The 24,095-nt window shown below is 65.7% G+C and carries 22 protein-coding genes and 1 pseudogene; 14 read left to right on the top strand and 9 right to left on the bottom strand.

The window, feature by feature from the left end; genetic code table 11:
- Positions 1-86 precede the first annotated feature (86 nt).
- The 5 genes and pseudogenes from U1763_RS13540 to U1763_RS13520 all read left to right on the top strand — a co-directional run bounded on the left by U1763_RS13540 (position 87) and on the right by U1763_RS13520 (position 3,882).
- Entirely contained in the window at positions 87-623 is a 537-nt protein-coding gene (locus U1763_RS13540; protein WP_332755606.1) for a glycoside hydrolase family 108 protein, read from the top strand.
- Positions 624-711: 88 nt separating this feature from the next.
- Positions 712-945 (top strand): annotated as a pseudogene (locus U1763_RS13535) (3TM-type holin); the annotation flags it as partial.
- Between the two features lie 212 nt (positions 946-1,157).
- Positions 1,158-1,700 (top strand): ATP-dependent protease subunit HslV, encoded by a 543-nt coding sequence (hslV, locus tag U1763_RS13530; protein ID WP_056066793.1) that lies wholly within the window; start codon positions 1,158-1,160, stop codon positions 1,698-1,700.
- Between the two features lie 119 nt (positions 1,701-1,819).
- Positions 1,820-3,115: an ATP-dependent protease ATPase subunit HslU gene (gene hslU, locus U1763_RS13525; protein WP_132896049.1), complete on the top strand. Its 1,296-nt coding sequence runs from the start codon at positions 1,820-1,822 to the stop codon at positions 3,113-3,115.
- Between the two features lie 101 nt (positions 3,116-3,216).
- On the top strand, positions 3,217-3,882 hold the full coding sequence (locus tag U1763_RS13520; protein WP_332755605.1) for a nitroreductase: 666 nt from the start codon (positions 3,217-3,219) through the stop codon (positions 3,880-3,882).
- 228 nt (positions 3,883-4,110) lie between these two features.
- Here U1763_RS13520 and U1763_RS13515 read toward each other — a convergent pair whose 3' ends face one another.
- The 4 genes from U1763_RS13515 to U1763_RS13500 all read right to left on the bottom strand — a co-directional run bounded on the left by U1763_RS13515 (position 4,111) and on the right by U1763_RS13500 (position 7,265).
- The gene (locus U1763_RS13515; RefSeq protein WP_332755604.1) at positions 4,111-4,377 is read right to left on the bottom strand and encodes a hypothetical protein; all 267 of its coding nucleotides are present in this window, start codon (positions 4,375-4,377) and stop codon (positions 4,111-4,113) included.
- 57 nt (positions 4,378-4,434) lie between these two features.
- A complete protein-coding gene (locus tag U1763_RS13510) occupies positions 4,435-5,865 on the bottom strand; it encodes a DEAD/DEAH box helicase (protein WP_132737417.1) in 1,431 nt (476 codons plus the stop codon).
- 223 nt (positions 5,866-6,088) lie between these two features.
- Positions 6,089-6,817, bottom strand: coding sequence for a Crp/Fnr family transcriptional regulator (locus tag U1763_RS13505; RefSeq protein ID WP_332755603.1), 729 nt, complete (start codon positions 6,815-6,817; stop codon positions 6,089-6,091).
- A gap of 181 nt (positions 6,818-6,998) precedes the next feature.
- The gene (locus U1763_RS13500) at positions 6,999-7,265 is read right to left on the bottom strand and encodes a DUF6894 family protein (RefSeq protein ID WP_132737420.1); all 267 of its coding nucleotides are present in this window, start codon (positions 7,263-7,265) and stop codon (positions 6,999-7,001) included.
- A gap of 151 nt (positions 7,266-7,416) precedes the next feature.
- On the opposite strand from U1763_RS13500, the gene U1763_RS13495 reads away from it, so the two are divergent.
- From U1763_RS13495 to U1763_RS13480, 4 genes are all read left to right on the top strand, one after another.
- The gene (locus U1763_RS13495; protein WP_107954629.1) at positions 7,417-8,436 is read left to right on the top strand and encodes a fumarylacetoacetate hydrolase family protein; all 1,020 of its coding nucleotides are present in this window, start codon (positions 7,417-7,419) and stop codon (positions 8,434-8,436) included.
- Between the two features lie 139 nt (positions 8,437-8,575).
- Positions 8,576-9,865 carry a thiamine pyrophosphate-dependent enzyme gene (locus tag U1763_RS13490; RefSeq protein ID WP_332755807.1) on the top strand — a complete coding sequence of 430 codons (1,290 nt, stop codon included), beginning with the start codon at positions 8,576-8,578 and terminating at the stop codon, positions 9,863-9,865.
- 223 nt (positions 9,866-10,088) lie between these two features.
- Positions 10,089-11,096 carry an alpha-ketoacid dehydrogenase subunit beta gene (locus U1763_RS13485; protein ID WP_056053047.1) on the top strand — a complete coding sequence of 336 codons (1,008 nt, stop codon included), beginning with the start codon at positions 10,089-10,091 and terminating at the stop codon, positions 11,094-11,096.
- The gene (locus tag U1763_RS13480; RefSeq protein WP_332755602.1) at positions 11,096-12,511 is read left to right on the top strand and encodes a dihydrolipoamide acetyltransferase family protein; all 1,416 of its coding nucleotides are present in this window, start codon (positions 11,096-11,098) and stop codon (positions 12,509-12,511) included. The genes U1763_RS13485 and U1763_RS13480 overlap by 1 nt, the downstream gene beginning before the upstream one ends.
- A 259-nt stretch (positions 12,512-12,770) precedes the next feature.
- On the opposite strand, the gene U1763_RS13475 is transcribed toward U1763_RS13480, so the two are convergent.
- The 4 genes from U1763_RS13475 to pgi form a co-directional block, all read right to left on the bottom strand.
- A complete protein-coding gene (locus tag U1763_RS13475) occupies positions 12,771-13,967 on the bottom strand; it encodes a thiolase family protein (protein WP_332755601.1) in 1,197 nt (398 codons plus the stop codon).
- Between the two features lie 72 nt (positions 13,968-14,039).
- Positions 14,040-15,413 carry a glutathione-disulfide reductase gene (gene gorA, locus U1763_RS13470; RefSeq protein ID WP_332755600.1) on the bottom strand — a complete coding sequence of 458 codons (1,374 nt, stop codon included), beginning with the start codon at positions 15,411-15,413 and terminating at the stop codon, positions 14,040-14,042.
- Positions 15,414-15,522: 109 nt separating this feature from the next.
- Positions 15,523-15,849 carry a DUF4174 domain-containing protein gene (locus U1763_RS13465; RefSeq protein ID WP_332755599.1) on the bottom strand — a complete coding sequence of 109 codons (327 nt, stop codon included), beginning with the start codon at positions 15,847-15,849 and terminating at the stop codon, positions 15,523-15,525.
- Between the two features lie 176 nt (positions 15,850-16,025).
- The gene (gene pgi, locus U1763_RS13460) at positions 16,026-17,516 is read right to left on the bottom strand and encodes a glucose-6-phosphate isomerase (RefSeq protein WP_332755598.1); all 1,491 of its coding nucleotides are present in this window, start codon (positions 17,514-17,516) and stop codon (positions 16,026-16,028) included.
- Between the two features lie 125 nt (positions 17,517-17,641).
- Here pgi and lepB point away from each other — a divergent pair, with 125 nt between their 5' ends.
- The 3 genes from lepB (at position 17,642) to era (ending at position 20,272) form a co-directional block, all read left to right on the top strand.
- A complete protein-coding gene (lepB, locus tag U1763_RS13455; protein ID WP_332755597.1) occupies positions 17,642-18,451 on the top strand; it encodes a signal peptidase I in 810 nt (269 codons plus the stop codon).
- Complete coding sequence (gene rnc / locus U1763_RS13450) at positions 18,448-19,110, top strand: ribonuclease III (protein ID WP_107954640.1); 663 nt, start codon at positions 18,448-18,450, stop codon at positions 19,108-19,110. Before lepB ends, rnc begins: the two co-directional genes overlap by 4 nt.
- Positions 19,111-19,354: 244 nt before the next feature.
- Entirely contained in the window at positions 19,355-20,272 is a 918-nt protein-coding gene (era, locus tag U1763_RS13445) for a GTPase Era (protein ID WP_332755596.1), read from the top strand.
- A gap of 308 nt (positions 20,273-20,580) precedes the next feature.
- On the opposite strand, the gene U1763_RS13440 is transcribed toward era, so the two are convergent.
- Positions 20,581-21,279, bottom strand: coding sequence for an NAD-dependent deacylase (locus U1763_RS13440; protein ID WP_332755595.1), 699 nt, complete (start codon positions 21,277-21,279; stop codon positions 20,581-20,583).
- Positions 21,280-21,496: 217 nt separating this feature from the next.
- Here U1763_RS13440 and U1763_RS13435 point away from each other — a divergent pair, with 217 nt between their 5' ends.
- Positions 21,497-22,291, top strand: coding sequence for a hypothetical protein (locus tag U1763_RS13435; protein WP_332755594.1), 795 nt, complete (start codon positions 21,497-21,499; stop codon positions 22,289-22,291).
- A gap of 217 nt (positions 22,292-22,508) precedes the next feature.
- A complete protein-coding gene (locus tag U1763_RS13430; protein ID WP_132737455.1) occupies positions 22,509-24,026 on the top strand; it encodes a fumarate hydratase in 1,518 nt (505 codons plus the stop codon).
- Positions 24,027-24,095 lie beyond the last annotated feature (69 nt).

Below are 24,095 nucleotides of genomic sequence, written 5' to 3'. Positions count from 1 at the left end.
CGAAGATCCTGACCTCCACAGAATCCCCTGTCCTACAGCGAACCAATATGGTTCGCTCCATCCCCAAACAGGGCGGGACCCACATCATGACCATCGACCACCTCATCGACGCCGTCATTGACCGCGAAGGCGGCTACGCCAACCACCCCGCAGACCGAGGCGGCCCCACCAGATACGGCATCACGCAACAAGTAGCCCGCACCAACGGCTACCCGGGAGATATGCGAACCTTCCCCCGCGATCAGGCCGAAACCATATACCGCCGCCTCTACTGGACCCGTCCCGCCTTCGACCAGATCGCCGCACGCGCGCCAAAAATCGCCGAAGAACTCTTCGACACCGGCGTCAACATGGGCCCCGCGGTCGCCGCCACCTTCCTCCAGCGCGCGCTCAACGCGCTCAACCGCGGCGCCACCGACTACCCCGACATGACCCTCGATGGCCGTATCGGCCCAGCGACGCTCACCGCCCTCGACGCCTTCCTATCCCGCCGCAAACCCGGCGGCGAAACCGTGCTCCTGAAAGCGATCGAGGCGCTCCAGGGCGAACGCTACGTCGCGCTCGCCGAGACCCGTCCTGCCAACGAAGCCTTCCTCTACGGCTGGCTCGCCAACCGCACATGACGCTCGCGACGAAACGCTCCCAGCGTCTGCACTTCCTATACTTCACTTTTGCCGGAGGCAGCCGATGACCCCGCAACCCCTTGATCCCGCACCAGATCCCTGGATCACCCGCGCTCGCCCGACGTTCCTCTACGTGATGTACACATTGCTGCTCGGCGCGATCCCCGCAGGCCTGATCGCCGCCGTCCGCCCGCAAACGGCGCAGGCAATCGCGGCAGGGATGGCAGCGTATTTGAACGCAATCCCCGAACCCCTCTACGCGCTCTTCGGCACGGGCTATCTCGGCTACACGGTGGCCCGGGAATGGGGGAAGGGGCGCTAACCTCCTTCTCCCGTCATCCTGACGAAAGTCAGGATCCAGAGCCAAGAGCGTAGGTGCCCGTTACCCTGGATCCTGACTTTCGTCAGGATGACGGCAGTAGGGGAAACGCGGACCAACCGTAGACGTGTCCGTAAGCAGCGGCGCCAACGCCCGACCGTTGCACCCCCGAAACCGCACCCTACATCGCGCTTATGAGCAACGACCCCCACGCCATGCCGACCTGGCACGGCACCACGATCCTCTCGGTCCGCCGCGGCGGCAAGGTCGTCGTCATCGGCGACGGCCAGGTCTCGATGGGCCAGACCGTCATGAAACCCAACGCGCGCAAGGTCCGCCGCCTAGGTGACGGCAGCGTCATCGGCGGATTCGCCGGCGCCACCGCTGACGCCTTCACGCTGTTCGAACGCCTCGAACGCAAACTCGAAGCCCACCAGGGCCAGCTCCTCCGCGCCGCGGTCGAGCTCGCCAAGGACTGGCGCACCGACAAGTTCCTCCGCAACCTCGAAGCGATGATGATCGTCGCCGACAAGGACGTGACGCTGATCCTCACCGGCAACGGCGACGTGCTCGAACCCGAGAACGGCGTCGCCGCGATCGGCTCCGGCGGCAACTACGCCTTGGCCGCTGCCCGAGCGCTGGTCGAATACGAGACCGACGCCGAAGTCCTCTGCCGCAAGGCAATGGGCATAGCGTCCGAGCTCTGCGTCTACACCAACGACCGCCTCACGGTCGAAACGATGGATTCGACCACGTAATCCCCCTCCCGCTTGCGGGAGGCATTAGGGGAGGGGCTGAAATACACCCCACCCACGCCTTCCGCTGCGGCCACGCCCTCCCCCGACCCCTCCCGAGCGGGAGGGGAGAAGGTAACAAAATGAACGACCAGCTCACCCCCAAGGCAATCGTCGCCGCGCTCGACGCCCACATCATCGGCCAGGCCGCCGCGAAACGCGCGGTCGCCGTCGCGATGCGCAACCGCTGGCGCCGCCAGCAGCTCAGCGAAGACCTCCGCGACGAGGTCACGCCCAAGAACATCCTGATGATCGGGCCGACCGGCTGCGGCAAGACCGAGATCAGCCGCCGCCTCGCCAAGCTTGCCGACGCGCCGTTCGTGAAGGTCGAGGCGACCAAGTTCACCGAGGTCGGCTATGTCGGCCGCGACGTCGAACAGATCGCCCGCGACCTCGTCGAGGAAGCCATCCGCCTCGAAAAGGAACGCCGCCGCGTCGCCGTCAAGGACAAGGCGGAAGAGGCAGCGATGTCACGCCTGCTTGACGCGCTCACCGGCAAGAACGCGAGTGAAGCGACGCGCGAGAGCTTCAAGCAGCGCTTCCTCGACGGCCATCTCAACAACGCCGAAGTCGAGATCGAGATCGAGCAGGCCCCTGCCATGCCGTTCGACATCCCCGGCGGCGCGCCGCAGATGATCAATCTCGGCGAGATGATGAAGTCGTTCGGCGGAGGCCAGCAGCTCAAGCGCCGCAAGCTGACGGTCCACGCGGCGTGGGACAAGCTCGTCGAGGAAGAGGCCGACAAGCGCCTCGACCAGGACGAGGTCAGCCGCGCGGCCCTCGCCGACGCGGAGGCCAACGGCATCGTCTTCCTCGACGAGATCGACAAGATCGCGGTCTCCGACGGCCGCGGCGGTTCGATCAGCCGCGAAGGCGTGCAGCGCGACCTGTTGCCCTTGATCGAAGGCACGACCGTCGCGACGAAATACGGCCCGATGAAGACCGACCACATCCTCTTCATCGCCAGCGGCGCGTTCCACGTCGCCAAGCCGAGCGACCTGCTCCCCGAACTCCAGGGCCGCCTGCCGATCCGCGTCGAGTTGAAGGGCCTCACCGAAGCCGATTTCGTCGCGATCCTCTCGGACACCAAGGCGTCGCTGCCGCTGCAATACAAGGCGCTGATCGCCACCGAAGGCGTCGGCATCGAGTTCACCGAAGACGGCATCGCGGCCATCGCGCGCATCGCCGCGGAGGTGAACTCGGAGATCGAGAACATCGGCGCGCGGCGTTTGCAGACGGTGATGGAGAAGCTGCTGGAGGAGGTGAGCTACAACGCGGAGGACCGCGGTGGCTCGAACCTCGTCATCGACGGCGCGTACGTCGACAGCCAGCTGAAGGAAATCGCCCGCAACACCGACCTCAGCCGCTTCGTGCTGTAAGTGTTTTCCTGCGAACGCAGGAATCCAGGGTAACATGGCAAAACGCTCGTAACCCTGGACTCCTGCGTGCGCAGGAGAACAGAATTGAAGAAGGGCAAACCATGGACGTGACCGAAGCCATAGCCGCTCGCCGCTCCGTCCGAGGCTTCCTAGGCACCCCGGTCGATTCCGCACTCCTCCGCGACCTCGCGATAAAGGCGTCCCGAGCAGCAACCGGCGGCAACCTCCAACCCTGGCACATCGCCATCGTCCAAGGCGAACCCCTCGCCCGCCTCAAGGCGACGATGGCCGAAAAGATCGCTGCCGGCGCCACCGAAACCCCAGCCTACGACATCTACCCAAAAGACCTGACCGCCCCCTACCGAGACCGCCGCTACGCCGTCGGCGAAGCGATGTACGCCCACCTCGCCATCCCCCGCGACGACAAGACCGCCCGCCGGGACTGGTTCGCCCGCAATTTCGAATTCTTCGGCGCCCCCGCCGCCTATTTCTGCACAGTCGACAAGCGCATGGGCCCGCCGCAATGGTCGGACCTCGGCATGTATCTGCAAAACCTGATGCTGCTCGCGGTAGACGCCGGCCTCGCCACCTGCCCGCAGGAATGCTGGGCGATGTATCCGGCAACGATCGGGACGTTTCTCGGGATACCCGAAGACCGCATGCTCTTCTGCGGCATGGCGATCGGCTACGAGGACAAGGCCGCCCCGGCCAACGCGCTGCGCACGGAGCGCGCGGACGAAGCGGAATGGCTGACAACGATCCGCTGATTCAAGCCCTCACCACAAACCCAAAACACCACCCCGGCGAAGGCCGGGGCCCAATTGGGAAACGCTGCTGATGAACTCACGCCCGATTACGCCGGCCTCACCAATTGGGCCCCGGCCTTCGCCGGGGTGGTAGGGAGCGGAGGGCGCTAAGTGTGCGTACGCCAAGCGTGTTCACCCGCGAAGGCGGGTGCCCAGACTGGGTCCCCGCCTTCGCGGGGAAACAAACGTTTAGAGGACTACCGTCTGGGGCTTGGCGCCCTTGATCCCCGCAAGGATCATCGCTTCCCAAACTGCCGGATCACCCGCCGCGGCCATCGCCTTGTCAGGCTCGCGCAGCGTCTTGAGCACCGCCAGCGCATCGGGCAGATAGTCCGCCCACGCATCGTCGATCAGCCGCGACGCCGACTCGGCATCGCCGCCGGCGTTCGCGCTGATCCGCTGTCCCGCCAGCACGCGTGCGACGCGTTCGGCGACAGGTGTAGTGGAAACGTCCATGAGCATTCTCCTCGCGGGACCGGTCTACACCAAACCCGCGAGGCGAACGAATGCTCCTTAGCGTGCCGGGCCTGAACCCGCGCCACGGCTCGGACCACGGCCACCGCCGCCGGCTGGACGACCGCCGCCCTGACCGCCGGGACGACCACCGCCCTGGGGACGACCGCCGCCGCCTTGGCCGCCACCGCCACCCTGGCCACCACGACTCGCACCCGCATAGTTACGACCAGTGGTTCCCGTCGCCCTCGGCGAATGCGTCGCGCGCGGCCGTGCCGGATCGCGCGGACGGTCGATCCGGACCTCGGGATCGGCACCCATCGTCTTGACGCGCGTCTGCTTGATCTGGTTCGACAGGTTGACGAAATCGTCCGGCAGCGACCGGACCTGGACCTTCTGGCGGGTGATCCGCTCGATATCGCGCAGGTACGCCTTCTCGTCATCCGCGCAGAACGCGACGGCGATGCCGCTGGCGCCCGCACGCGCGGTACGGCCGATGCGGTGGACATACTGCTCGGCGACGTTCGGCAGCTCGAAGTTGATGACGTGCGAAACGCCCGAGACGTCGATGCCGCGTGCGGCGATGTCGGTCGCGATCAGGACCTTGACCTTGCCCTGCTTGAACTCGCCGAGTGCGCGCTCGCGCTGGCCCTGGCTCTTGTTGCCGTGGATCGCATTCGACGCGATGCCGTTACCCGCGAGCAGCTTCACGACGCGGTCGGCGCCATGCTTGGTGCGCGTGAACACGAGCGCGCGGTCGATCGCCGGATCGGCCAGCGTGATCGTCAGTAGCGCCTGCTTCTCCGACTGGTTGCAGAAGGTGACATACTGGTCGACGCGCTCGGCGGTCGTCGCGGCTGGCTTCACCGACACCGTCTTCGGGTCGAGCAGGAACTGCGAGGCGAGCTCACGGATCGCGACCGGCATCGTCGCCGAGAAGAACAGCGTCTGGCGCTTCTTCGGCAGCATGCGGACGATCTTCTTTAGCGCGTGGATGAAGCCGAGGTCCATCATCTGGTCGGCCTCATCGAGCACGAGGATCTCGATCATCGACAGGTTGACGAAGCCCTGCTCGATCAGGTCGATCAGGCGGCCCGGCGTGGCGACGAGGATGTCGACGCCGCGGCTCATGTCCTGGCGGTTCTTGTTGATGCTGGTGCCGCCGAACACGGTGGTCACCGACATCTTGCTGAACTGGCCGTACGCGCGGGCGCTGTCGGCGATCTGGCTGGCCAGTTCGCGCGTCGGCGCGAGCACCAGCATGCGGCAATGCGTCGGCAGGACGCGCTTCTGGTTTTCGGTCAGGCGCTGGATCGACGGCAGCACGAACGCCGCGGTCTTGCCGGTGCCGGTCTGCGCGATGCCGAGCAGATCGCCGCCCTCGAGCAGGATCGGGATAGACTGTGCCTGGATCGGCGTCGGCTCGGTATAGCCCTTGGCTTCGAGCGCACGGACGAGCGGCTCGGCAAGGCCGAGGTTTGCAAATGACATGTAGAGTCTCTCAATAGATGCCGGGCTCGCAAATCCACACAAGGACGCGCGAGGGGCGGTGGTGTTTTGACACCCCGCGTGAAAAGGGAAGCCCGTTGGAAACGACCGAGGCGGAGCTAAGACCCTAGGGTCCAATCACGCTGCATTACGCCTCGATGGCCGCCATTTGGCGAACCACAGTCGAAAAGTCAACCTTCGGCCCCTTTTCGCACCCCTGGCGACGTCAGGTCCGGATCTGGCCCAGATGCAGATAGCGCTCGTTGAACTCCGCGGCGTCGCGCAGGCGGGGCCAGTCGGTCACGCTTACCTGCCGCTTCTTGCGCGCGATCAGCCCGTCGTTCTCGAGCGATTTCAGGACACGGTTCACGTGCACGGGGGTCAGCCCAAGCGCGTCGCCAAGCTGTTCCTGAGTCATCGGCAACTCGTAGGCCATGGCATCCCCGAGCGTCGACTTCTTGAACCGCACGGAAAATTCACAGAGCAGATGCGCCAACCGGCTGCGCGCGTTGCGCCGACCGACGTTGAGCAGCCACTCGCGGTGGATCGATGCCTCGACCAGCGCATCGATCCACAAGGCCTGACCCGCGGTCGGGCACGCCTCGATAAATTGACGCAGCGCCACGATCGGCACTTCGGCCAACGTCAGCCGGGTCAGCGCCTGGATGTCGTGATCGGATTCATCGAGGAACAGGTTCTGCAGGTCGACGAACTCGCCGGGCATCAGGATCGACACGATCTCGCGCTCGCCATTGGGCGTCAGCTTTTGACGATAAGCGAGACCAGCAAGGATGAAGGCGCACCGGGTCGGACGTTGGCCTTCGCGCAGCATGTAGGTCGACGCATCGATCGTCCGCACCTTGAACGGCAGCGCAGCGATCTGAGCACGGTCATCCGCACGCAGCGCCATCCGCGACTCGAACTTCCGTGTAACCTGGTCAGTCACGGTGGACATATCCACGTGCACTCTCCGCATCAGGGCAGGAGCACTCGTTTCTCGCTGTCACCCTCACTGGGATAGCGCGTTGGCGGATGTCGCACCTTATCCCAGGATTGAGCGGACTGACAAAACCCATGTTATATTATTGCGGGGCGTTCCGATGTCCTTAGGGCACGGCGCCCGGTCGACTCCCGCGTCAGGCATGTAATGAACCGGAGGCGCCCGCATGAGGGCTTCCCGGTTCGTCTATCGTGACCGCGACGGCGAGCAGCACATGCCCCTGGTCGTTGCGGACCGCGACACGAAAATGTGCGCCGTGGCGCGCGATCGCGGGATGATCGCTAAGATAATCGCCCGCGAAAATGACCGCCTGGACACGCGCTACCTCGTCGTCGGCCAAATCGGTGCCGTCGTCGTCATTGACGTGTTTATGGTTGTCGATGTCGAAGAAGTATCTGGGCATGCTCGACTTCCTCAACCGTTACGCAAGCCCAATTCCTAGCAGGCCGGCGCTCCCTGCGCTCTTACCAAAATCAGTTTCGGTGCGCGCAGCAAGCTCGACTTGACCAGCGTCGCGGGCGTAGGATGCGTGCAAACAATAGAGGATCCGCTGCATGAAACTGGCCAGCCTGAAGCATCCCGACGCCACCCGCGGGCGAGACGGCAAGCTTGTCGTCGTCTCCAACGACCTCGCCTGGTACGCCGATGCCAGCCACATCGCGCCGACGCTGCAGGCCGCGCTCGATGACTGGGATCGGCTTTCTATCGACCTCAAGAACCTGTCGACCGATCTCGAGCACGAGATGATCCCAATGCGGCGCTTTCACGAGCATGACGCCGAGTCGCCGTTGCCGCGCGCGTATCAATGGGCGGACGGATCGGCCTACGTGAATCATGTTGCGCTCGTGCGACAGGCGCGTGCGGCGGAAATGCCCGACAGCTTCTGGCACGATCCGTTGATGTACCAAGGTGGCTCGGACGGGTTCCTCGGGCCCCGCGATCCGATCCCGCTCGCCGACGAGTCCTGGGGTTGCGACATGGAGGCCGAGGTCGTCGTCGTCACCGGCGACGTGCCGCTTGGCGCGAGTCGCGACGAGGCGCTGGCGGCGATCCTGCTGGTCGGGCTGACCAACGACGTGAGCTTGCGCAACCTGATCCCCGGCGAGCTCGGCAAGGGCTTCGGCTTCTTCCAGTCGAAGCCGGCCAGCGCGTTCTCGCCCGTCTTCGTCACCCCCGACTCGCTCGGCGACTGGTGGAAGGACGGCAAGTTGCACCGCAAGCTGATGGTCGACCTTAACGGCCAGCCGCTCGGCCGCGCCGAGGCCGGCGAGGACATGACGTTCGATTTCGGTACGCTGGTCGCGCACGCCGCCAAGACCCGCAAGCTCGGCGCGGGGACGATCGTCGGCTCGGGCACCGTCTCGAACCGCGGCCCCGATGGTGGCCCCGGCAAATCGGTTGCCGAGGGCGGCGTCGGCTATTCCTGTCTCGCCGAAGTGCGGACGATCGAGACGATCCAGGGCGGCAAGCCCGTCACGCCGTTCCTCAAGCAGGGCGATGTCGTGCGGATCTGGGCGGAAGACGACAAGCGCCATCCGATCTTCGGCGTGATCGAGCAGACCGTCGGCGGCTGAATTCTGCAAAGGGGGAGAAAAAATCCGCGCGGCACATCGTGAATGCGCAACTCCCCCTCGCAATCTACGTTGAAATTTAATAACAAGCCTCGGTAAGAGTGTTCCGCGGTCACAGCGGCCTCATGGAGATGGAATGACGATGGCAAGCGAGCATCCGCGCGCCAATTTGCAGCCACTTACGCTGCATATCCCCGAGCCGAAGTTCCGCCCCGGCGACGCGGTGGACTTCGCCGAAGTCGACGTGCCGCCCGCCGGCGAGGCGCGCCGTCCCGACACCGCGGACAAGGCGTCCGACTTCATCGATCTCGCCTACACATTGGTCCGCGTGCTCGACGACGACGGCAACGCGGTCGGCCCCTGGGACCCCAAGCTTTCGCCCGACGTGATGCGCCGCATGTTGCGCAGCATGGCTTTGCTCCGCGCGTTCGACGAGCGCATGTTCCGTGCGCAGCGTCAGGGCAAGACCAGCTTCTACATGAAGGCGCTTGGCGAGGAGGCGGTCGCGGTCGCGGCAGCCTACGCGCTCGATTACGAGGACATGTGCTTCCCCTCGTACCGTCAACAAGGCCTGTTGATCGCGCGGGGCTGGAGCCTCGTCGACATGATGAACCAGATTTATTCGAACACGGCGGACCGGCTCGGCGGCAAGCAGCTGCCGATCATGTATTCGGTCAAGGAAGCCGGCTTCTTCTCGATCTCGGGCAACCTCACGACGCAGTATCCGCAGGCTGTCGGCTGGGCGATGGCGTCCGCCGCCAAGGGCGACACGCGGATCGCCGCCACCTGGTGCGGCGAAGGCTCGACCGCGGAGGGCGACTTCCACTCGGCCTGCACGTTCGCCGCGGTCTACCGCGCACCGGTGATCTTCAACGTCGTCAACAACCAGTGGGCGATCTCCAGCTTCTCCGGGTTCGCCGGTGCCGAGGCGACGACGTTCGCGGCGCGCGCGGTCGGCTATGGGATTGCCGGACTCCGCGTCGACGGCAACGACGCGCTCGCGGTCTACGCAGCGACCGAATGGGCCGCCGAGCGCGCGCGCACCAACCAGGGCCCGACGCTGATCGAGCACTTCACCTATCGCGCAGAAGGCCATTCGACCTCCGACGACCCCGGCCAGTATCGCAGCGAAGGCGAACCCAATGCCTGGCCGCTCGGCGACCCGATCAAGCGCCTCAAGGATCACCTGATCGCGATCGGCGAATGGGACGAGGAGCGCCACGCGGCACAGGACAAGGAACTCGCCGAGCAGGTCAAGGCCGCGCAGAAGGAAGCCGAGAAGAACGGCATCCTCGGCCACGGCCTCCACCAGCCGCTCGAGTCGCTGTTCGACGGCGTGTTCGAGGAGATGCCGTGGCATCTGAAGGAGCAGCGCCAGCAAATGCTCGACGAGGAATCCGCGAGCGGCCGCCCTTGGGATATCAAGGCATGAGCGCCCAGCCCAACCAGGCCCCACCAAACTCCGTCATCCCAGCGAAAGCTGGGATATCCCGGTTATCGAGCGTGCCCTCGCGGCATGAGACCCCAGCTTTCGCTGGGGTGACGAAGGTGTTTGTATGAGCGACGTGACTGAAGCACGTGGGTCGGGCGCAACCGAAGCAGCGGAAGCGGCTGCGGCCTCGTCGAGCCACGCAGGTACCGAACCCACCGCACGCATGAACATGATCCAGGCGATCAACTCCGCCATGGACATCATGATGGAGCGCGACCCGGACGTGATCGTCATGGGCGAGGACGTCGGTTATTTCGGCGGCGTGTTCCGCGCGACCGCCGGCCTTCAGGCCAAGCACGGCAAGACCCGCGTGTTCGACACGCCGATCACCGAATGCGGCATCATCGGCGTCGCAGTCGGCATGGGCGCGTACGGCCTGCGCCCCGTCCCCGAAATCCAGTTCGCCGACTATATCTACCCCGCGCTCGACCAGCTCGTCTCCGAAGCCGCACGTCTGCGCTACCGTTCCGCCGGCGAGTTCACCTCGCCGATCACGGTGCGCTCGCCGTTCGGCGGCGGCATCTTCGGCGGCCAGACGCACAGCCAGTCGCCGGAGGGGCTTTTCACCCACATGTCGGGCATCAAGACGGTGATCCCGTCGACGCCCTATGATGCCAAGGGCCTGCTGATCGCCGCGATCGAGGACAATGATCCGACGCTCTTCTTCGAGCCCAAGCGCATCTACAACGGCCCGTTCGACGGATACTGGGATCGCCCGTCGCAGAACTGGTCGAAGCATCCGGCCGGCGAAGTCCCGACCGGCTATTACAAGATCGAGCTCGGCAAGGCGAAGATCGTCCGCGCGGGCGAGGCGCTCACCATCCTCGCCTACGGCACGATGGTCCATGTCTGCGCGGCCGTCGTCGCCGAAGCCGGGATCGACGCGGAGATCGTCGACCTACGCACGCTCGTCCCGCTCGACATCGAGACGATCGAGGCCTCGGTGAAGAAGACCGGCCGCTGCATGATCGTCCACGAGGCGACTCGTACCAGCGGGTTCGGCGCGGAGCTGTCGGCGATCGTCCAGGAACGCTGTTTCTACCATCTCGAGGCGCCGATCGAGCGCGTGACCGGGTTCGACACGCCGTACCCGCACAGCCTCGAATGGGCGTATTTCCCAGGGCCCGTCCGCATCGGCGAAGCCCTCAAGAAGATCATGAAGGACGCATAATGGCCCGCTTCACCTTCAAGCTGCCGGACATCGGCGAAGGCATCTCCGAGGCCGAGATCGTCGCATGGCACGTCGCCATCGGCGACCGCGTCGAAGAGGATTCGCCGATCGCCGACATGATGACCGACAAGGCCACCGTCGAGATGGAGTCGCCGGTGACCGGCGTGGTCGTCGAACTCGCGGGCGAGGTCGGCGACCAGGTGTCGATCGGCGCTGCGCTGGTGGTGATCGAGACGGACGCGGTCGACGCCGCGGACGAAGTCGTCGCCGCGCCGCTGACCTCCGCCCAGGCCGAGACCGCCGAACAATACGAAGCCGAGAACCCGGGCGTCGAAGAGGTGGTAGAGGCAACTCCCTCTCCCCTCCGGGGAGAGGGTCGGGGTGAGGGGCAGCCCCAAGCGGAAACGCCAGCAACTGCCCCAACCCCTCACCCCAGCCCTCTCCCCAACGGGGAGAGGGAGCAGCAAGCACGTGCTCTCTCCGCAGGGGAGAGGGAGCAGAAGGCGCGAGCCGTTCCTGCGGCTGACGCGGAGCAGAAGACCCACGCGCTCGCATCCCCCGCAGTCCGCGCACGCGCCCGCGACCTCGGCATCGACCTCGCCTCGGTAAAGACCGACTCCGACCGCGTCCGCCACGCCGACCTCGACGCCTACCTCCGCTACGGCTCGGGCGAAGGCTACCACCCCCCGCATGCGTCGCGCGCCCGCGAGGACCAGCCCATCAAGGTCATCGGCATGCGTCGCCGCATCGCCGAGAACATGGCCGCCTCGAAGCGCGCGATCCCGCACTTCACCTATGTCGACGAGATCGACGTCACCGCCTTGGAAGCGATGCGCGCCGACCTCAACGCCAACCGCGGCGGCCGCCCGAAGCTCACCATGCTGCCGCTGATGATCGTCGCGATCTGCAAGACGATCCCCGACTTCCCGATGCTCAACGCGCGCTACGACGACGAGGCTGGCGTGGTCACGCGGCACGGCGCCATCCATCTCGGCATGGCCGCGCAGACCGACGCGGGGCTCACCGTCCCCGTGATCCGCGACGCACAGGACCGCAACGTCTGGCAGCTCGCCACCGAGATCACGCGCCTCGCCGAAGCCGCACGCGCCGGAAAACTCGCACCCAACGAAATGGGCGGCGGCACGATCACCGTGACGTCGCTCGGCCCGCTCGGCGGCATCGCGACCACCCCGGTCATCAACCGCCCAGAAGTCGCGATCATCGGCCCCAACAAGATCGTCGAACGCCCGGTCTTCCGGTCTGATGGAAGAGGGGGCGACGAAGTCGTCCGTGCGAAACTGATGAACCTGTCGATCAGCTGCGACCACCGCGTCGTCGACGGCTGGGACGCGGCAAGCTTCGTCCAGGGCCTCAAGAAATACCTCGAAACCCCCGTCCTCCTCTTCGCCGACTGAGGCCGGCAACTGTTCGCTTCCTTCCCCCCCTCCCTGAAAGGGGGGGGCGGCGTGGGTCGGCCGGCTTGAGCAGCGCAATAATTTCACGGCGCAACAACCGTCACCCCAGCGAAAGCTGGGGTATCCCGATTGGCGGGTGCCGCGGCTCTCACGGGGAGATCCCAGCTTTCGCTGGGAGGACGGTGATCGGCCTCACTATTCTGAACCCCACGGCAGCCAACCCACCCCCAACTCCTCCTTCATTGAGAGGCGAGGAAGATCACACGATTTCGAACAACCCCGCGGCGCCCATGCCGCCTGCGGTGCACATCGACACCACGACATAGCGTACCCCCCGCTTGCGCCCCTCGATCAGCGCATGGCCGACCAGTCGTGAGCCGGTCATCCCGAACGGATGCCCGACCGCGATCGCGCCGCCATTGACGTTGTACTTCTCCGGATCGATCCCAAGGAAATCCCGGCAATACAGGCATTGCGACGCGAACGCTTCGTTCAGCTCCCAGAGCCCGATGTCGCCGACCGACAACCCCGCACGCTCGAGCAGTTTCGGGATCGCGAAGATCGGCCCGATCCCCATTTCCGCCGGGCTGCACCCCGCCGCCTGGAACCCGCGATAGATGCCGAGGATGTCCTTGCCCTCAGCCTCAGCAGTCCTGCGATCCATCAGCAGCTGCGCCGACGCGCCGTCGGACAGCTGGCTCGCATTGCCCGCGGTGACACTCGACCCCGGCCCGGAAAACTCGCCGCCCGGCCACACCGTCTTCAGCCCGCGTAGCCCTTCCAGCGTCGTGCCGGCGCGGATGCCCTCGTCCTGCGACAGCGTGACGCTCTCGATCCCGGCATGCGCGCCCTGTTTGTCGTACAGCGCTTTCTCGACGGTGATCGGCACGATCTCCTGGGCAAACGCCCCGTTCGCCAGCCCGGCGGCGGCACGCTGCTGGCTCATCGCCGCATAGGCGTCCTGCGCCTCGCGGCTGATGCCGTATTTCTCCGCAACGATCTCAGCGGTCTCGATCATCGGGATATACGCCGCCGGCTCCTTCGCGATCACGCTGGCGTTGACGAACCGCGGCGCGTCCTTGGTGACGGTATAGCTGATCGACTCCATCCCGCCGGCCAGCGCGACGTCGGCCTCGTCGCAGATGATCGTCCGCGCCGCGAGCGCCACCGCGGTCAAGCCCGACCCGCATTTCCGGTCGAGCGTGAAGGCGGGGATCGACTCCGGCAGTCCGCCGGCGAAGATCGCCATCCGGCCGGCATTCCCCCCTTGCGTGCCCCATTGGTTGCCGACGCCCCAGAACACCTCGTCGATCCGCGCCGGATCGATCCCCGCGCGCTCGACCACCGCGTTCATCACATGCCCCGCCAGCACCGGCGCCTCGGTCGCATTGAACGCGCCGCGATACGCCTTGCCGATAGCGGTACGGGCGGTCGAGACGATGGCGGCTTCACGCATGCTGGAACCTTTCGAGGATCGGGTATGCGCCCGATCTACCGTGTCGTTCCCGCAACGCAAAGCCCGAAGGTCTCACTTCATCAAGACAAGCTCTTCCGCCATCGTCGGATGCAGCGCGACGGTCGCGTCGAAATCGGCCTTGGTCAGCCCCGCCTTCACCGCGACCGCGGCGGACTGAAGGATCTCCGGGCAGTCCGGACCGATCATGTGGATGCCGACCACCTGGTCGGTCTCGCCGTCGCAGATCATCTTGTACAGCGAGCGCTCCTTGCGGCCCGCCAGCACGTTCTTCATCGGCCGGAAGTCGGACGTGTAGACCTTCACCGAACCGAGCGCCTCCTTCGCCTGCGACTCGGTCATGCCGACGCCGGCCATCGGCGGGTGGCTGAATACCGCGGCTGGGACGTTGGCATAATCGACCCGCGTCGGCTTGTTGCCGAAGAAGGTGTCCGCGAACGCCTGCCCCTCGCGGATCGCGACCGGGGTCAGCTGGATCCGGTTGGTGACGTCGCCGACCCCGAAGATCGAGTCGCAGCTCGACCGGTTGTCCTCGTCGACGATCACCGCGCCCGCCGCGTCCATCTCGACGCCCGCGCTTTCGAGCCCGAGGCCCTTGGTGTTAGGCAGGCGGCCAGTCGCGAACATCACGAGGTCGACGGTGATCGGCTCGTGTCCGCTCATCCTGACCGTGAGACACCCGTTCTCGTCCTTCTCGATGCTCTCGAACGCGGCGTTGAAGCGGAAATCGATGCCCTTGCTCATCGAGATCTGGAGCAGGCGGTCGCGGATCGACTCGTCATAGCCGCGCAGGATCACGTCGGTGCGGTTGACCAGCGTGACGTGCGATCCGAACTGGTGGAAGATCCCGGCGAATTCGTTGGCAATATAGCCTGCGCCGGCGATCAGCACGCGCTTCGGTACGTCGTCGAGATGGAACACTTCGTTCGAGGTGATGCCGTGCTCGGAACCGGGAAACTCAGGCACCAAGGGATGCGCGCCGACCGCGATCAGGATCTTGGCTGCCGTTTTTACGGTGCCGTCGGCGAGCGTGACTTCGTTGGGGCCGGAGACGACCGCGCGTTGGTGGATGATGTCGACGTGATTGTTCTGGAGCGTGGTCGTGTAGGCGCCGTTAATCCGGTCGACCTCCTCCATCACGTTGTCACGCAATGTCGGCCAGCTGAACGCACAGTCGTCGGGTACCTGCCAGCCGAACCGCTTGGCGTCCTTCAGATCCTCGGCGAAATGCGCGCCGTAGATCAGCAGTTTCTTCGGCACGCAGCCCCGAATGACGCAGGTGCCGCCGACCCGATATTCCTCGGCAACCGCGACGCGTGCCCCGTGGGCGGCGGCAACGCGCGAGGCTCGTGTACCGCCCGAGCCTGCGCCGATGACGAAGAGGTCGTAGTCGAATTGGGTATCGGTCGCGGATTCGGTGTCGGTCACGGGCAGTCCTTGTACGTCGCGTGCCGCTTGGGAGCGGCTTTGCATGCCATCTGGGGCAGGGGACGCGACGCCACAACCCCGGCGCGGCGATCACGCTGATCGCCGCACTCTATCGCTGGCCGGCCTTGCGCATCGGCATCGCATCGATCGTCGCCTCCAGTGCGGCGGCAGGAAAGGGCTTCGCACTGCGGAGTTTTTCGCCGCCGTCCTTGCCGATCAGGATCGCGGTGAAGGCGGCGGGGAGGCGGTATTTGCGGCGGAGGCCGGCGGCCGTGTCGGAGGTGCCGCGGACCGTGTCGCCGACGATTTCGACGATGGTGAGGTCGCGCGCGTCGGCGTTGCTCTTCCAGTTGGCGAGGATGCGGCGCTGCTCGGCAAGTACCGTGTCTTCGGCGGAGGGCGCCGCAACGATCAACACGCGCCGCTCCCACCTCATCTGAGCGATAGTCGGGGAAGCGGCGAGCGCTACGGCGAGGATGATGGGCATGAAACGGGAACGCCCCCGCTTCACCAAAGCTCCCGTCATCCTGGGCTCGACCCAGGATCCAGAGCCGCAGACGTTGTCGCTCTTGGCTCTGGATCCTGGATCAAGTCCGGGATGACGACGGGGCTTTACCCGAACGCGCGCTTGATCAGATCGTCGGTCGAAGGATCGAACGTCTGCCCGCCCTTCTCCGCCGCCTTCGCCATTTCCTTCCCGAGTTCGACCCCGAACTGGTCGAACGAGTTGATCCCCAGCAGCACGCCGTTCACGAACACCCGGTGCTCATAAAACGCGATCAGCGCGCCGAGCGTGTGCGCGTCGAGGTCGTCGAGCAGCAACGTCGACGACGGCCGATCGCCCGAATAGCTCCGCGCCGGATCCTCGACCTGCTTGCCGGCCATCAGCGCCGCACCCTGCGCAAACGCGTTCAGCAACAGCGCGCGGTGATGCTCCTCGGGCAAGGTGTCGCCCGACTCGATCACCGCGATGAACTCAACCGGCACGAGATGCGTGCCCTGGTGGAGCAACTGGAACACCGCATGCTGCGCCTCCGTACCGACGCCACCCCAGGTGATCGCCGCCGACGGACGCCCGAGCGGCTGGCCGTCGACCGTCACGGACTTGCCGTTCGACTCCATCTCCAGCTGCTGGAGATAGCTCGGCAGCAACCGCAACCGCTCGTCATACGCGAACGGCGCGCGCGTCTCGGCATGGCGGATCTGCGTGTAATACAGGTCGGCGAACGCCGCGAGCGCCGGCGCGTTCTCGTGCAGCGCGGAGAGTCGGAAATGCCGGTCCATCTCGGCCGCACCCTCGAGCAGCTCCTCGAACTTGTCCCAGCCAAGCGCGATCGCCGCCGGGAAACCGATCGTCGACCACAGCGAATACCGCCCACCGACGCTCTCCGCGAACGGCAGGATGCGCGTTTCGTCGACACCCCATTCCATCGCCTTTTCGGGCGACGCGGTCAGCGCGATCACGCGGCCATAGGGGTCCTCGACATTATGCTCGGTCATCCACTGCAGCACGCTTTCGGCGTTCATCAGCGTCTCGGTCGTGGTGAACGTCTTCGACGCGACCACCAGCAACGTCGCCGCCGGATCGAACTTCGCGAACACGTCCTCCAGCGCGACGCCATCGACATTGGCGACGATCGCAACGTCATAACGTTTGTCGTCACGCCCCAGCGCATCGACCAGCAACTGCGGCCCCAGCGCCGACCCACCGATCCCGACATGCAGGATATGCCGCACCGGCCCGAGCGCTTCCGCCTCGATCGCATCGATCAGCGTCCGCATCCGCTGGTGGCTCGCCTGCGCGATCGCGACGCTCTCGGGCTTGCCCTCGCCGCGCTCGGCAGTGTGCTCGACCGCGCGGCCCTCGGTGACGTTGACGACCTCGCCCGAGAACAGCGCCTGGCGCTTGCCGGCGAGGTCCTGTGCCTTCGCCATCTCCTCGAACGCCGTCACCATGTCCGTCGTCAGGTGAGTCTTCGACCAGTCGAAGTGGATCCCCGCGACATCGAGGCTCAGCTTCGAGAGGCGCTCCGAGTCCGCTGCGAACAGGTCGGTCAGCTTGGTGGCGGGCAGGGCTTCGATCTTGGACCAGTCGGCGGTCATGCTGCTTCTCCGAATAGACGTGCGCGCCGGTCATGCTGCAAGCGCGAGACCGCGACAACGCTCTTTCGGTGACACGTATCCCGCACACGCTTGACGATAGGCGCGGTCTGCGCAAACCCGCGCACATGGCAAATGACGTTAAGACCAAACCCAAGCGCTCTGAGACGAGCGAAACGTTCCGCTTCCTGCTGAAACTCGCCGTGGTCGTGCTGATCCTGCGCAGCTTCATCTTCGCGCCGTTCAGCATCCCGTCCGAATCGATGCTCCCCCGGCTGCTGATCGGTGACTATCTCTTCGTCTCGAAGTGGAACTACGGCTATTCGCGCTGGTCGCTCCCCGCCGGTATCCCGCTGATCCCCGGCCGCATCTTCGGCAGCACCCCGACCCGCGGCGACGTCGTCGTCTTCCGCGCGCCCGAAGTGCTCGACCACGACGTCATCAAGCGCGTCATCGGCCTGCCCGGCGAGACCGTCCAGATGCGTCAGGGGACCGTCTACCTCAACGGCAAGGCGATCCCGAAGCTCCGCATCGCCGACTTCACGATCCCGCTGACCGAGAACTTCAACGCCGAGAAATGCGGCGCGCCGTTCGTCGACGTCGTCGCGAACGTTCAGATCTGCCGCTACCCGCGCTTCCGCGAAACGCTTCCCGGCGGCCGCAGCTACGAAGTCCTCGACCAGGCCGAACTTCCCGACCGCGACGACACCGGACACTACACGATCCCCGCCGGCCACATCTTCGTGATGGGCGACAACCGCGACGACAGCGGCGACAGCCGCTTCCCCGCGCCGCAGGGCATGGGCTACGTCCCGCTCGCCAACGTCGAGGGCAAGGCCGTCGTCAATTTCTTCTCGACCGACGGCGATGCCGAATGGCTGAAGCCCTGGACCTGGGTCAGTGCCGCGCGCTGGAGCCGTATCGGGGAAGGCTTTTGAGCGACCTCGCCGGCTGGCTGAAGACGCTCTTCGGCCGCGCACCGACCAACCTCGCCCCCTATGAGCGTGCGCTGACTCACGGCAGCCAGGCCGCGGCGAACTACGAGCGTCTCGAGTTCCTAGGCGACCGCGTGCTCGGCCTGATCATCGCCGAATGGCTGTACGAACTGTTCGCGACCGACCCCGAGGGCTCGCTGTCGAAACGCCTAAACGCACTCGTCACCGGCCCCGTCTGCGCCGACGTCGCCCGCGAACTCGGCGTCCGCGCGCACCTCAAACTCGGCAAGCAGGCGCGCGACGACGGCGCCAGCGACAGCGACAACGTGCTCGGCGACGTGATGGAGGCGCTGATCGGCGCCTGGTACCAGGAAGCCGGCCTCGACGCCGCGCGCGCCTTCGTCCGCGGCGCATGGGGCGACCGTGTCCAGGCGGGCGCAAAAGCCCCGCAACACCCCAAGTCCGCGCTCCAGGAATGGGCCGCCGCGCACAACCGCAAGCCCCCCGAATATACCATCGTCGAACGCACCGGCCCCGGCCACGCCCCCAAATTCACGATGCTGGTGTCAGTCGGCAAGCTAGCCGAAGCGACTGCGACGGGCTCCAGCAAACAGGAAGCCGAAACCGCGGCAGCCAAGGCGCTCCTGGAGAAGCTGGGCTGAGAAGGCAGTTTTGTTCGCGCAAAGGCGCGGAGGTGGTGTGGATGGGGCTCGCGCGCGCCGCAATCATGCGCCGCCGAGTATCTCGGAGCCGTTTGGGGCGATACCTGATTACCGCTCGCAACCCCTCCGCGCCTTTGCGCCTTTGCGCGAACAAAACTGCCTTCTTCGACCTTCTCGCGACGCGATGACGGACGGCCATTTTCCCTGTACAGCCGAACGCAACACCAGTTCGAAAAGAGCATATGTGACTGAAACGAATACCAAGCCCGATACCAAGCATTGCGGCCTAGTCGCCATCGTCGGCGCGCCGAACGCGGGCAAGTCGACGCTCGTCAACGCGCTCGTCGGCCAGAAGGTCGCGATCGTCAGCCCCAAGGCGCAGACGACGCGCGCGAAGCTGATGGGCGTCGCGATCGAGGGAGACACGCAGATCCTGCTCGTCGACACCCCCGGCATCTTCGAGCCCAAGCGCCGCTTCGATCGCGCGATGGTCGCCGCCGCCTGGGGCGGCGCGGAGGGCTCCGACATCATCGCACTGGTGGTCGACGCCAAGGGCGGTATCGGCGGCAAGGTCACCACGATCGTCGAATCGCTGGTCGGCCGCACCGAGCCGATCTGGCTGATCCTCAACAAGGTCGATCTCGCCGACAAGACCAAGCTGCTGATCCACGCCGAGAAACTGAACGCATTGCTCCCGTTCGCCGAGACGTTCTTCATCAGCGCCGGCACCGGCGACGGCCTCGCCCACTTCAAGACGCAGCTCGCCAAGGCGATGCCGGAAGGTCCGTGGCACTATCCCGAAGACCAGGTCTCCGACTCGTCCGAACGCGCACTGGCGTCCGAAGTCACGCGCGAGCAGCTCTATCTCCAGCTCCACGCCGAGCTGCCCTATGCGAGCACGATCGAGACCGAGCAGTATATCGAACGCCAGGACGGGTCGCTGGAGATCCACCAGCAGATCCTCGTCGAACGCCCCACCCAGCGCGCGATCGTGCTCGGCAAGGGCGGCGTCCGCATCAAGGAAATCGGCGCCCGCTCCCGCATCGAACTCGCCTCGATCACCGGCAAGCCCGTGCATCTGTACCTGCACGTAAAGGTAAAACCCGGCTGGGACGAAGACCGCGAAGTCTACCGCGACATGGGCCTCGACTGGGTCGACTGACCCTCACCCAAGAGACTGTTCCCCCGCGAAGGCGGGGGCCCAGCCTGGACTCCCGCCTTCGCGGGAGAGCAATCTTCCGTCGTTCACGAGGGGTACTGAAGCTACTAACCCACCACCACCCCGGCGAAGGCCGTGGCCCAATTGGGGGACGCCCATAACGGCGGGCAGTGCACCGTTACTGCGACCTCTCCAATTGGACCCCGGCCTTCGCCGGGGGGGAAGCGGTGTGGCGTAGCGGTTAAAAGCAGGATGGTCCCCCGTGAAGGCGGGGGACCAGTCTGGGCCCCCGCCTTCGCGGGGAAACAAGCTTAGGACAGCACCTCCTCCACCCAAGCCGGTACAAGCACGCCCGCCGCACCGATCCGCGTTTCCTCGAAAAACACGCTCCCCATCGACGGATCGAGGTTCAGCTCCAGCGTCCGCGCCCCATGATACGCCGCGGTCTGCACGAACCCCGCCGCCGGATACACCGCCCCCGAAGTCCCGATCGAAACGAACAGATCGGCCTTCGCCAACGCCGCCTCGATCCGCTCCATCTGGTACGGCATCTCCCCAAAGAACACGATGTCCGGCCGCAACGCCGCCGCCCCACACGCGCCGCACACCGACCCCTCCGGCAACGCCCCCGTCCAAGCCTCACGCGCGCCGCAAACGGCACACAAGGCCGACAACAACTCGCCATGCATATGCAGCATCCGCGTCGCCCCCGCCCGCTCGTGCAGGTCGTCGACATTCTGCGTAACGATCAGCAACTCGCCCTCCCAAGCCGCATCCAGCCGCGCCAGCGCGTGGTGTGCTGCGTTGGGCTCGACCGTCGCCAGAGCCGCACGCCGCAGATCGTAGAACCGGTGCACCAGTTCCGGATCCGCCGCGAGCGCCTCGGGCGTGCACACGTCTTCGACACGGTGCCCTTCCCACAAGCCGCCCGGCCCGCGAAACGTCGCGATCCCGCTCTCCGCCGAGATGCCCGCCCCCGTCAGGACGACGATGTTTCTGATATCCTGCATCGGCACATTCTAGGCGGGGCAGCGCCGCGCGGAAAGCCGAAGTCGCCTTGCCGCCGCGGAAATGGCCCGACATTCACTCGTCGACGCTGCCCGTAGCATGCGACCGATTGCCCCTTCCGGCGTTGACCCACATCGACCATATCATCATGGCCGTCTGCGAACCGATCGCCGGTGCCGTCTCGGCGCTACGCTTTGATATTGTGAAGGACTTACTGCGATGTTGACGAAAAAGCTGATGCTGCTGGGCGGCGTGATCGCGGTCCTCGGCGGCTGTGGTCAGACGACTTCGACGGACTCGAACACCACGACCGCGAACATCGCCATGGGCAACACCAGCGCCGCGGCGAGCGCGACCCCGGCGGTCAACCGCGTCCGCGGCGTCATCACCGCGATCGGCACCGATGCGCTGACAGTCCAGACCTATGACGGCAAGTCGGCCACCGTGCCGCTCGACGCCAACACCAAGTTCGCCTGGGTGGTGAAGTCCGACCTGTCGACGCTCAAGGACGGCGACTTCATCGGCACCGCGACGACCGGCCCCGACGACGCGTTGCGCGCGGTCGAACTGGTCATCTTCCCCGAGGCGATGCGCGGCACCGGCGAAGGCCATTATCCCTGGGACGTCCCCGGCGCGGTCGCGGCTGCGGGCGGCGGCACGAACGGGTCCAGCGCAATGACCAACGGCACAGTCGACGGGCAGAGCGCGATGACCAACGGTACGGTCGATGGCCAGAGCGCGATGACCAACGGCACGGTCGCGCAGCAGAGCGGCATGACCAACGGCACCGTCACCGGTGGCGCAGGCAAGCCCGGCGAGACCAAGCTGAGCATCTCGTACAAGGGCGGCAAGGCCCAAGTCGTCGTCCCCGTCGGCACGCCGATCGTCCGGTTCGAGCCGGCCCAGCGCACGGTCCTCGCCAAGGGCCAGAAGCTGTTCGCGATCATCTCGACCGACTCCAAGGGCGCCAGGTCGGTCGCCGTCGGCAAGGACGGCCTGACGCCACCGATGTAATCTGATTAAGCCTTTGATATAATTGATAAAGGTCGGGGTGGCGGTGAAGCCATCCCGGCCTTTTCCGTTTGGTGGCATCGGATACCCGAGGGCACGTTGGTGTGACCTTATCGTAACCTTTGGCTGTTTGCGCCCCGATTACCGCAACGGCCCCGTCTTCATAAATCGCGCGATCACCGCTAAGACGCCTGCAAACCTGTATCCGTAAAGGCGCTGCATGACCGTCATCACCGAAGCCGACCTGATCGAAAGCGTCGCCGACGCACTCCAGTTCATCAGCTACTACCACCCGATGGACTACATTCGCGCGCTGGGCGTCGCGTACGAAGCGGAGCAATCGCCCGCCGCCAAGGATGCGATCGCGCAGATCCTGACTAACAGCCGGATGTGCGCGGAGGGCCACCGCCCGATCTGCCAGGACACCGGCATCGTCACGATCTTCGTCAAATGGGGCCAGGATTGCCGCCTCGAGTCGACCCGCAGCTTGCAGGAAGTCGTCGATGAAGGCGTGCGAAAAGCCTATCTCAACCCCGAGAACAAGCTGCGCGCGTCGATCCTCGCCGACCCCGCCTTCACCCGCCGCAACACCAAGGACAACACGCCGAGCGTGATGCATGTCGAGATGGTGCCCGGCAACACCGTCTCGATCGACGTCGCGGCGAAGGGGGGCGGCAGCGAGAACAAGTCGAAGTTCAAGATGATGAACCCGTCCGACTCGATCGTCGACTGGGTGCTCGAGATGATCCCGCAGATGGGTGCCGGCTGGTGCCCGCCCGGCATGCTCGGGATCGGCATCGGTGGCACCGCCGAGAAGTCGATGATCCTCGCCAAGCAGTCGCTGATGGGCTCGATCGACATGGCGCAGCTGAAGGCGCGCGGGCCCAGGAACGACATCGAGGCGCTGCGGATCGAGATCTACGACAAGGTCAACGCGCTTGGCATCGGCGCGCAGGGGCTGGGCGGGCTTTCGACTATTCTCGACGTGAAGATCTTCGACTGGCCGACGCATGCCGCGTCGAAGCCGGTGGCCATGATCCCCAACTGTGCCGCCACGCGCCACGCGCACTTCGTGCTCGACGGCTCGGGCCCGGTGTATCTGGAGGCGCCAAAGCTGGAGGAATGGCCCGACGTCAACTGGACGCCCGACAGGGCCGCGATCCGCGTCGATCTCGACACGCTGACGCCCGAAGTCGTGCAGACGTGGAAGCACGGCGACCGCTTGCTGCTCAACGGCAAGATGCTGACCGGGCGCGATGCGGCGCACAAGCGGATCAAGGACATGCTCGATGCGGGCGAGCCGCTGCCGGTCGATTTCAAGGGTCGCGTGATCTATTACGTCGGCCCGGTCGATCCGGTCGGCGAGGAAGTCGTCGGACCTGCGGGCCCCACCACGGCGACGCGGATGGACAAGTTTACGCGGATGATGCTCGACCAGGGCCTGCTGGCGATGGTCGGTAAGGCGGAACGCGGCGGCGATGCGACCAAGGCGATCGCCGAGGCCAAGTCCGCGTATCTGATGGCGGTCGGCGGCGCGGCGTATCTGGTCGCGCGCGCGATCAAGGGATCGAAGGTCGTCGGCTTCGCGGATCTCGGCATGGAAGCGATCTACGAGTTCGAGGTCAGCGACTTCCCGGTGACCGTTGCGGTCGATTCCGCGGGCGAGAACGTCCACCAGCTCGCACCGTTGGTCTGGCGTGAGAAGATCGCGCGTGAGGGGTTGCTGACGCCGGCATGACGACGCGCGCAGGCAGAAGGGGGCGGGGGCCCGTCCGGTGGGTCGTGGCCTTCCTACTTCTGCTTGTTG

This window comes from Sphingomonas sorbitolis, assembly GCF_036663875.1.
Classification (GTDB): Bacteria; Pseudomonadota; Alphaproteobacteria; order Sphingomonadales; family Sphingomonadaceae; genus Sphingomonas.
Note: the sequence above shows the minus strand (reverse complement) of the source record. Positions and strands in the feature narration are given on the sequence as shown.